Here is a 3980-nt window from a genome sequence, read left to right as displayed (position 1 = left end):
ATTGGAGGAGCTGCAGTAGTACATAACCATACGCGGCTTCAAAAGCAGATATTGAATGACAAGAGATTCGAGAAGCGGGTAGAGAAGATTTATAAAAGTATTCACAGTCAATAGTAGAGGTCTGACCCTGCTGGGTGGAGGTCTACACCGTGGCCGTGGATGCGGGCAGGACGCCTCTTGTGAAGAGGGGGTCCAGCACAGAAGCATTTAAAGCTGGATTCCTCCCGCTTAGCGGGACGGGAATGACGACAAATGTTAGATGTAAAGATATTTGTGCTCTGAGCAATAACTGCTGTTATTCCTTTTTCGCCGCGTAGACCGTGCCGGCGGGGTAGATGAGGAACTTGCGGTATGGTACGATGCGCATGGTGGATAAGCCATTATCTTCAAGGAGCCGGGTGATCGTGTTCGGGTTGCGGGGGTAGAACGGTCCGGGGATCCGCACGGGCCTCCGAATGGATCGGGGCAGGCGGCAGCGGATCCAGGTGAGCGGATCGAAGCGCACGGTCTGGGTGAGGAAAACGCCTCCCGGGCGAAGGATTTTGAATGCCTGTGAAAAGAGTGAGGCAATTTCAATTTTCTTAAAATAGCTCACGACCCCGATGCAGAGGAGGATATCGCAACAGCCGGGACGTAAGGAGAGATGGAGGACGTTTGAGCGCACCAGCCTCTCACTGCGTGTGTTCTTCTGACAGACCGCCAGCATCCCCTCAGAAATGTCTAGTCCCGTCCACCTGGCGCCATCCGCGATAAGCCGCATCCCATAGTAACCGGGACCGCACCCCAGCTCGATCACTTCTTTGCCTGCAAGGGGGGGGAGGAGTGAGAGGCAGAGCTCCATACGCGCCCGGGTTCGCCTCCTCGCGTAACTCTGAAATACGCCCCATCGCGCCTCCGATGAATCACGGTAGAGGCTCTCCCATGTTTTTGTCTCGTCATCGAATAGTGCTTTGTGGGTCATGTGCCCATCCTGCCCGTGCCGGCATGCCGGGAAATGAATGAAACGGCGAAGGGGGGAATCGGCGAACCGGCGAAATAACTAATGCCGCTGTTTCTCCGATTCACCCCCTCGGCATATACACCGCCTTCACCTCCCTGATTTCCTTCTCACGTCTCTCTGTATCCCACCCCATCTCACGTGCCATGAGATCCGCGCACGCGGTCAGGCACGCCTCGCCGGGATCGCCCGCAGAGCCGAGTTCCGTGCGCCTGAGGACACAGTCGGAGAGAGTGAGCGCCATCTCCTCTCTCACCGCGTGAACGACTTCCGCGCAAGTCACATACCTCTGGCCGGTGAGGGGCCCCGCGAGAGCGGGCTCCCTCTGGATATGGGCGAGGATATCGGGGTAGCGTGAGCCATAGTGATAGACAAGGTGTGTCATACTCTCCGGGCTGATCCCCTCTGGCCGCGAGCGCACCGCCGCGGCGAGGAAGTCATCAAAACGCGGGATACAGCCTCCGTAGATCGGCGCCTCCGCGCTCCTGCTCCTGATGAATGCCGCTCCCAGTTTCCGCAGCGAGATATCCACGGCCTTCTCCGCGACGTCGCGCGCGGTGGTATATTTCACTCCCAGAACGGATATCAGCCCGTCCCACCCATCTGTTCTGTGGTCGATGAGTCGGTAGTGCTTCGAAAGGATGACCTCCCCGGTGCGGCGGCTGACGCCATCCATCGGCAGGAGCCCGCCGTGAACGGCCTTCACGTCCCCACGGGTCAACCTTGCCGCGGGATAGGCCCGGTTGATTTCAGCAATAAAATCGGTGATTTCCTTCTCCGTGACACGGTAGTTATCCGGGTCGCCCTCATACGGCGCATATGCGGTCCCGACGAGCGACACCGCGCGCCACGGGGCGATAAAATAGAGCCGGGATCCTCTCCTGACGAACGCATCTTCCTCGATGAGATCCGCCCTGCCCGAAATGCCCGCGGCATAGTCGCCTATGAAGGAGCGTGTGACGAGGTTGATGGCGCTCGAGAGCTTGAGTGGAACAGCGCGCGGCCGCGTCTCCAGATGGCGTAGCAGATTGCTCACCCACGGCCCTGTTGTGTTGATCACGACCCTGGCGCGGAGTTCGAATTTATCACCCGAGAGCCGATCGAGGGCCGTTATGCCGACCACCCGCCGGCCACGAGTGAGGAATCCCGTCGCCTCGACATAGTTCGCCGCTCGCGCCCCTTCATCGGCGGCCGCGAGCAGAAAGGAGAGCAGGAGGCGCTCGGAGTTATGAGTCTGACAGTCATGCCAGATCGCCCCACCGGTGAGCCCTTTTTGGGAAATGCCGGGGAGCAGCTCGACTATTTTATTCTTGGAAATAACCCGCCCGCGCGGCAGGTGCTTTTCCGGATCCTCCAGCCGGTTCCGGTCGAAGCCGATGATATCGTTGATGAGCAATCCGACGAAGAGCGCCTCGCGACCCTTTGTGAAATGGCCGTAGGTCGGCATGATGCAGGGGAGGGGGTGAACGAACTGGGGAGCAATCTTCATCAGTATCCGGCGCTCTCGAATCGATTCGCGCATGCGGATGATGTCGGCCTGCTGCAGGTACCGGAGCCCGCCGTGGATAGTCTTGAGGCTGTTCTGCGAGGTCGCCGAGCCGAAGTCACCCTTGTCGACGATCGCGACCTTCAGCCCCCGGAGCGCGGCATCCCACGCTGCGCAGGCGCCGTAGATTCCGGCCCCCACGACCAGGAGGTCGAACTGTTCAGAATCAAGTATCCTGAGGTTTCGTTGCATAAAAATAAACTCGAAACTCTAAACTCGAAATCCTAAACAAACCCAAAACTCAAATTGTTAAACTCAAGACATATATGCTTTGTATATTTTGATTTTGAATTTAGGGTTTGTTTCGAGTTTAGTGTTTGGTAGTGGTCATTTGTCATTCGCTTCGCGCCGGTCCTTTACCATCTTTGCCGGTGTGCCGTACGCGATCGCGTATTCTGGTATGTCCTTGTTGACCAGGGAACAGGCGCCGATGATCGCCTCGTCGCCGATCCGCACTCCATCCAGCACCGTGACACGAGTCCCGATCCAGACATTCCTGCCTATGGTGATGCCCCCCTTCGAGACCATCCCCTGGGAGACGATAGGTATATCGACGCGGTCGAAAGCGTGCTGTCCACCGGCGAGGAGGCATACACATGATGCCATGAGCATATCCTCGCCGATCTCCAGTGTGCTCGCTGAGGCAAGCACACAATTGGAGCCGATGCCGCTTCCCCGGCCAATACTGATGGTTCCATCCTTGGTCCTCAGAATGGTGTTTCGGGAGATAACGGTGTTGTCCCCGATCGAAATTCCGGAATCATCCCCGCCGCGAGAGTCGAGCGCGCAGTAGTCGTCGATGGCCACGTTGTCCCCCATCGATATTTTTGAAGGATGACGGATGGTGATCCCTTTTCCGAGGATCACGTTGCGCCCCATGCGCTTGAATAACGACCGGTAGAACTTCCGGCGTAGAAAAATCCCGAGGGCTCCCCCGAGATCCGCGAAGAGCAGCAGCCGGAGCTCATAGTTCAGGAGCGCCCAGATGCCGCCTGTGCCCAGGACAAGGCGTATATACTTTTTGATCGGGCGTTCGCGCCTCTCGTAAAGTGTTTCCCTGAAAGTGATTTTCACTGGCTCAGGCATACGTCTATCTCCTTGTCTTATGGATCAGGCGGTCACCATCATATCAAATGGCCTTGAGTATCGGCGAGCAGCTTGTTGGGATGGTGCTCAGCACATGCAGCGCAGGGGGGGCGCACGGCACTGGACATTCCCCAAAAACTTATCATCAAAATACACAATACGTTGTTTCGGAAGTGGATGCAGTATTAGTGAAGTGAAACAGATACTATTTTAGGGTCTCCTGAAAAAGTCTAAAAATATATATAATATCATACAAGGCAAGTAGATATGATGTACAATGCTCTCCAGAATGATGGATAAAATGCACGGGAATTCGGGACAGGCGCCCGAAACCCGTGCAGTTATACACTG

The 3980-nt window shown here is 56.6% G+C and carries 3 protein-coding genes; all 3 read right to left on the bottom strand.

Annotated features, from left to right (window positions below; all coding sequences use genetic code 11):
- Window positions 1-295: 295 nt before the first annotated feature.
- The 3 genes from NTX71_05220 to NTX71_05210 all read right to left on the bottom strand — a co-directional run bounded on the left by NTX71_05220 (window position 296) and on the right by NTX71_05210 (window position 3629).
- Window positions 296-961 carry a class I SAM-dependent methyltransferase gene (locus NTX71_05220; GenBank protein ID MCX6339304.1) on the bottom strand — a complete coding sequence of 222 codons (666 nt, stop codon included), beginning with the start codon at window positions 959-961 and terminating at the stop codon, window positions 296-298.
- Window positions 962-1061: 100 nt separating this feature from the next.
- On the bottom strand, window positions 1062-2735 hold the full coding sequence (locus NTX71_05215) for a glycerol-3-phosphate dehydrogenase/oxidase (GenBank protein MCX6339303.1): 1674 nt from the start codon (window positions 2733-2735) through the stop codon (window positions 1062-1064).
- A 135-nt stretch (window positions 2736-2870) separates the two neighbouring features.
- Window positions 2871-3629 (bottom strand): acyltransferase, encoded by a 759-nt coding sequence (locus NTX71_05210; GenBank protein MCX6339302.1) that lies wholly within the window; start codon window positions 3627-3629, stop codon window positions 2871-2873.
- Window positions 3630-3980 lie beyond the last annotated feature (351 nt).

It is taken from the genome of Candidatus Auribacterota bacterium, from assembly GCA_026392035.1.
GTDB lineage: Bacteria > Auribacterota > Tritonobacteria > UBA1439 > UBA1439 > JAPLCX01.
This window is presented reverse-complemented; position numbering and strand designations above follow the sequence as displayed.